This window comes from Longimicrobium sp. (assembly GCF_036554565.1).
Classification (GTDB): Bacteria; Gemmatimonadota; Gemmatimonadetes; order Longimicrobiales; family Longimicrobiaceae; genus Longimicrobium.
Map to the genome: position 1 here is coordinate 1 of NZ_DATBNB010000090.1, position 5494 is coordinate 5494.

Consider the following 5494-nt stretch of genomic DNA (forward strand, 5'->3'; position numbering starts at 1 on the left):
CTTCGAGAGCGGCCCTGCAATCCTCTGGCTGCCCTCACCCCCGGGCCCCCTCTCGCGCGAGCGGGAGAGAGAGGAGAACTTCGCGCTCGGGCACGTATCGGCGCGTCCGCTCCTCCAGCTGGAAGACGGTCCCCTCCAGCCCCCGGATCGCACTCGAGGCGCCCGGTCCCGACTAACCTGGAGCCGGAGCCGGCGGGATGAGCCGATGGATGCGGACGCGGCTGTGGGCGTTGGGGGCGGATGGCTCCACGCGTTCGTCCACCTGCTCCGCGCGCCACCCGCGATCCTTGATCATCCCCAGGAACTCGCCCGCGTACACCCGCCCTGGATCGGCGACCAGCACGGTGCCGCCAGGCGCGGTGACGCGGGGAAGCAGGTTCGCCAGCAGCGACGCGTTGCGCTGCTCGTACAGCACGTCGGCGGCGACTACCAGGCCGTATCCCTCGTCCTCGGGAGGATGGCGCCAGTCGAGCAGGGCGGTTCGCAGCGGTGCCAGGCCGTTGCGCTCGGCGTTGGCACGGGCGAAGCGCAGCGCCTCGTCGTACCAGTCCGTCGCCAGCACGTCCGCGCCCAGGTGGCGCAGGGCCAGCGACGGGAGCGCCACGCCGCACCCCAGCTCCAACACGCGTGCCCCTGCGTAGGTCCGCCCCGCGTCCAGCAGGTGCGCAGCGAGCCCGCGGGCGGACGGCCACAGCTCGGCCCAGTACGGCAGCCGCTCGTCCGACGCGAACTCGCCCTCGTCGATCAGCTCGTCGGCGGCGCTGGGAAGGATCAGCGATGCTTCCCATCCCCCGTGCGCGTACCGCTCTTCGCGCACCTCGTAGCGCGCCCGCAGCTCCGCCTCCACTCCACCCGTCATCCCCGCTCCCTTCCTTGCTCCCGCGCCGCGCCGGGGCGTACGTTCCCGAGTCCCGGTGAAGCTCGCCGGGCCGCGCCCGCCGGTCAACCGCGCCTCCGCACCCCGACTTCCATGCCCCGGCGCATGCCGTTCGAAGGCCGGCTGAGACGCGCCCTCCTGCTGTTCAGCGTGCTTCCCTCGCTGGCGCTGGTGGGGCTGGGCACGTACGCCCTGTCGCGCACGGTGCAGCTGACGGACTCGCTGGGGGCGTGGGAGCGGGTGGGCGCCAGTGGCGGCGAGCTGCTGACCCGCGCCGAAGCGTCGGGCGACACCGCGCTGGCCCGCGCGGCCGCCCTGCACCGGGCCGAGCTGGAGCAGTCCATCACCAACGCGCGCCGGTGGGATTTCGTGCTCAGCCGCGCGCTGACGCTCATTCCTATCGCCGGCGTGATCATCGGCGCCCTGCTGGCCGCGCTGGCGCTGCGGGCGTCGCGGCGCATCGGAAGCCGGCTTTCGCGCCCGGTGGGCGAGCTGGCCGGCTGGGCGGCGATGGTGGCGCGCCGCGAGCCCCTTCCCGCCCCCAGCGGACGCGCGACCTCCGACGAGTTCGCCGTGCTGCGCAACGCATTCCGCCGCATGGCCGCCGAGCTGGAGTCCTCGCGCGAGCGCGACCTGGAGGCGGAGCGCGCGCGCACCTGGGTGGGGGTGGCGCGGCGGGTGGCGCACGAGCTGAAGAACCCGCTGACGCCCATGCGCTTTGCCCTGCGCACGCTGCAGCGCGCCACGCCGGAGCGCGAGGACGCGCGCGAGGCGCTGGAGGTGCTCGCCGCCGAGTCTGCCCGGCTGGAGGAGCTGGCCCGCACCTTCGCCCAACTGGGCCGCATGCCCGAGGGGCCGCCCAGCGAGGTGGACCTGCGTGAGATGCTGGAGTACCTGCTGCGCACGCACGTTCCCGCCGAAGTGCAGGGCTCGCTGGACGCGCCGGAGGACCTTCCCTCGATTGCGGGCCACCACGACCCGCTTTCCCGCGCCTTCGCCAACCTGCTGCTGAACGCCGGCGACGCGGTGCAGGGCGGCCGGGGCACGCGGGTGACCGTGGACGTGCGCACCGCCGACGGCCACGTGGAGGTGCGGGTGCTGGACGACGGGCCGGGGATTGCGCCCGGCATCATCGACCGGGTCTGGGAGCCGGACTTCACCACCAAGTCCCGCGGCACGGGGCTGGGCCTCTCGCTCGTCCGCCAGACGGTGCAGGCGCACGGCGGCCGCGTATGGGCGCGCAACCGTGCGGAAGGCGGCGCGGAGTTCGGCGTGGCGCTGCCGCTGGCCGGCGACGACGATCCGCGCGCGGCCCTGAAGGACTGGGCCGGATCACGGTGAGCACCCCCGCCTCCGCATCCCACGCCCGTCCTGTATCGTTGCGGAGGCTCGCCGCGCAAGCCGCCGCGCTCGTCGCGGTTGCATTCGCGCTCAGCTTCTGGATCCAGACGGTGCACCTTCGGTCCCTCGTTCGGCCCGACATCCCGGGCCTGCCGCAGCCGGAGATGCGCGACCTGATGCGAGTGGGGCTGCTGAACCTGGCCGTCCGGACCGCCCTCCGCGCGCTGCTGACCGGCGCAGTGCCCGCCGCGCTGGTGCTGCTGGTGCCCGGGCTACGCCGTCGCTGGTCGGCGCGCGTGGTACTCGTCTGGACCGCCGCCACGCTGGCCGTCCTCGGCGTGATGGCGCTGACGCTTTGATTGTACGTCAGGTGACGGGATTCATGAGTCCCAGCCCTGAAATCCACCGGAAATCTGCAACGTTGCGCGTTACCAGCGTCTGTCCATGGACGAGCGCCGTCGCCGCGATGATGCTGTCGCCGAGCCGCATCTTCCGAGTCTGGCGCAACAGGGCCGCTTGCCGCAGCACCGGCTTGGTGAGACGAAGCGTCTTCGATTTCCGAAAGAAGGCTTCAAGCTTGGCCTTCTCCTCGGGCTCAATCCGCACAAATCCAAGGGCTTCGACATAGCTGATGGACGCGACAAGAAGCTCGTGCTTCCAACAGGTCTTGCAAGGCCTGATACTGCGGTTTGGCCGCGTAGATGATGATGTTGGTATCGACGAGCATCAGTTCCCCCGTCCAGGCAGAGGTCGGTCCTCGCGAATATCACGCTGCCATGCCGAGGGATCGGGAATGGAGGCGATCCCGCCGGTCATCGCGAGTTCTTCCAGAGCGGAAACCGCGTCTGCCAGACGCGCGGCGTGTTCCTCAGGGGTCTCAGGCCTGCACGCCGTTGCAGCGGCGTCCGCCCGCAGCTTCTTGTCGTTGCGCATCGAAACGATCTTCCGCGTTGAGGATGGTCATGCGGTGCAGCGGGATCACCAATCTCGTCCAGGCAAGGGACGGTCTTCACGGATTTGGCGCTGCCACTCGCCCGGATCTTCGATGTGGTCGAAGGCACCCATCTCCGCCAGTTGGCGAAGCGCGTCAACGGCCTCCTTGATCCGGGTCGCGCGCTGCTCCGGAGATTCGCGCCTGCGCCTGACTGGCAGGTGCGGGATGGGTCCTTCGGAGTCCGACCCGAGATCGTCGTGATGTTCTGGCTCGATGATGCTCATACTCGCTCCCTCGTGGCGTGCAATCTGGACAGGGGGAAGATGATGGCCGAGTGTCCGTTTGTCTACGGGGTCGTTTGCGCCAGCAGCCGAACAGGCATGTTCGTCCTCAGGCGGAAAATGGACGAGGGCTGGCCGTAGCACGTCCTTGAGGAAACCTTGTGACGGGGAGGGCGTAGAACGCCGCTTCCCGGTGCACGCGAACGCTTCCCGGTCCCCACGCGCATGGCCGCCACCATCCTGATCGTCGACGACGAGCCGAACATCCGCCGGATGCTGGGCAGCCTTCTGCGCGCGGAGGGCTACCGCACCCGCGAGGCGGGCACCGGCCGCGGCGCCGTATCCGAGGTGCAGGGCGAGGAGCCCGACGCCGTGCTGATGGACCTGTACATGGGCGAGGGCGACTCGGGTCTCGACGTGCTTCCCCGGATCAAGGAGGCCGCGCCCGACATGCCGGTGGTGATGATGAGCGGCCGCGCGTCCCTTGCCGACGCGGTGAAGGCCACGCGGCTGGGCGCCTTTCACTTCATCGAAAAGCCCCTCTCGCCCGAGGCGGTGCTGCTTACGCTGGGCTCGGCGCTGGAGCTGCGGAAGACGCGCGAGCTGAATCGCGCCCTGCGGGCCGAACTAGGCGACGGCGAGGAGATGGTGGGCGAGAGCGCGGCGGTGGACCGGGTGCGCCAGATGATCGGCCGGGTGGCGCCTACGGATGCCCGCGTGCTGATCACCGGCGAGTCCGGCACCGGCAAGGAGGTGGCGGCCTCGGCCATCCACCGCCTGTCGCGCCGCGCGGCCGGGCCGCTGGTGAAGATGAACTGCGCCGCCATCCCCCGGGACCTGGTGGAGTCGGAGATGTTCGGCCACGAGCGGGGCGCGTTCACCGGCGCGGTAGACCGGCGGCGCGGCCGGTTCGAGCTGGCCAGCGGCGGAACGCTGTTCCTGGACGAGATCGGGGACCTGAGCTCCGAGGCGCAGGCCAAGCTGCTGCGCGCCCTGGAGGCGGGGCAGATCGAGCGGGTGGGTGGTACCGAGCCCATCCCCGTGGACGTGCGCGTGCTGGCGGCGACGAATAAGGACCTTCGCGCGGAGATCGCCGCGGGCCGCTTTCGCGAAGACCTGTTCTTTCGCCTTCACGTCATTCCGCTTCACCTGCCTCCGCTGCGCGAGCGCCCGGGCGACGTGCCGCTGCTGGTGGAGCACTTCGTGGCCCGCAACCGCCGCCGCCACGGCCTGACGCCGCCGCGCCTTGCCCCGGCTGCCATGGAGGCGCTGGCGCGCCACCCCTGGCCGGGCAACGTGCGCGAGCTGGCCAACATCCTGGAGCGCATCAGCATCCTGTTCGCGGGAACCGAGGTGGGCCCGGCGGAGATCCGTTCCGTCCTGGCCGGCGCCGCGCCCGCGGAGGCAGAGGCGGCGGCGTATCGCGACGACGACCCGCGCCCGCTGCCCGACCGGCTGGACGCGTACGAGCGCCTGCTGCTCTCCGGTGCGCTGGATGCCGCCGAGGGAAGCGTGGCCGAGGCCGCGCGCCGCCTGAAGACCGACCGCGCCAACCTGTACCGCCGCATGCGCCGCCTCGACATCCTCCGGTGACGCCCGAACGCCGCGGCCCATCCACCCCTGGAGAACTTCTGATGCGCATCTCCGCGCTGCTGATCGCCGCCCTGGCGCTGGCCGCCGCGCCCGTCCGGGCGCAGGAGGGGGCTCCCCTGCCCCCGGAGGTGGCCCGGCGGATCACCGCCGTGCTGAACGCCCCCGGTACCGACCGCCGCAGCGGCGACGCGGCGCTGGCTGCCGGCGACTCCGTCACCGGCAGCCTCGCGGTCGTGGATGGCGACCTGGCGCTGGCCGGCCGCGTGGCGGGTGACGTGGTCGTCGTGAACGGCGGGCTGGAGCTGCGCCCCGGCGCCCACGTGGGTGGCCAGGTGATCGTGGTCGGCGGGCGGGTGCGGGTGGACCCGGCCGCGCAGGTCGCCGGCAGGGTGGTGGCGTTTCCCGCGGCCGTGCCGTACTGCCGGCTGGGCACGTACATCGACCTGGACCCCGCGGGGTGCGGCGGCG

At 71.8% G+C, this 5494-nt stretch carries 7 protein-coding genes and 1 pseudogene; 4 read left to right on the top strand and 4 right to left on the bottom strand.

What is annotated here, in order from left to right:
* Nucleotides 1–172: 172 nt before the first annotated feature.
* The gene (locus VIB55_RS02400) at nt 173–859 is read right to left on the bottom strand and encodes a class I SAM-dependent methyltransferase (RefSeq protein WP_331875066.1); all 687 of its coding nucleotides are present in this window, start codon (nt 857–859) and stop codon (nt 173–175) included.
* Between the two features lie 111 nt (nt 860–970).
* On the opposite strand from VIB55_RS02400, the gene VIB55_RS02405 reads away from it, so the two are divergent.
* Together VIB55_RS02405 and VIB55_RS02410 are read left to right on the top strand one after the other, a co-directional pair.
* Nucleotides 971–2218, top strand: a complete 1248-nt coding sequence (locus VIB55_RS02405) for a HAMP domain-containing sensor histidine kinase (protein ID WP_331875067.1) — start codon at nt 971–973, stop codon at nt 2216–2218.
* 38 nt (nt 2219–2256) lie between these two features.
* Complete coding sequence (locus VIB55_RS02410; protein WP_331875068.1) at nt 2257–2577, top strand: hypothetical protein; 321 nt, start codon at nt 2257–2259, stop codon at nt 2575–2577.
* Between the two features lie 7 nt (nt 2578–2584).
* On the opposite strand, the gene VIB55_RS02415 is transcribed toward VIB55_RS02410, so the two are convergent.
* The 3 genes from VIB55_RS02415 to VIB55_RS02425 all read right to left on the bottom strand — a co-directional run bounded on the left by VIB55_RS02415 (nt 2585) and on the right by VIB55_RS02425 (nt 3436).
* On the bottom strand, nt 2585–2824 hold the full coding sequence (locus tag VIB55_RS02415; protein ID WP_349262983.1) for a type II toxin-antitoxin system VapC family toxin: 240 nt from the start codon (nt 2822–2824) through the stop codon (nt 2585–2587).
* Between the two features lie 120 nt (nt 2825–2944).
* Nucleotides 2945–3151, bottom strand: a complete 207-nt coding sequence (locus VIB55_RS02420; protein ID WP_331875069.1) for a hypothetical protein — start codon at nt 3149–3151, stop codon at nt 2945–2947.
* Nucleotides 3152–3196: 45 nt separating this feature from the next.
* Nucleotides 3197–3436: a hypothetical protein gene (locus tag VIB55_RS02425; RefSeq protein WP_331875070.1), complete on the bottom strand. Its 240-nt coding sequence runs from the start codon at nt 3434–3436 to the stop codon at nt 3197–3199.
* A 222-nt stretch (nt 3437–3658) separates the two neighbouring features.
* Between VIB55_RS02425 and VIB55_RS02430 the strand changes: the two genes are divergently transcribed.
* Both VIB55_RS02430 and VIB55_RS02435 read left to right on the top strand, forming a co-directional pair.
* A complete protein-coding gene (locus tag VIB55_RS02430) occupies nt 3659–5026 on the top strand; it encodes a sigma-54 dependent transcriptional regulator (protein ID WP_331875071.1) in 1368 nt (455 codons plus the stop codon).
* A gap of 41 nt (nt 5027–5067) precedes the next feature.
* A pseudogene (locus VIB55_RS02435) lies at nt 5068–5494 on the top strand (hypothetical protein); the annotation flags it as partial.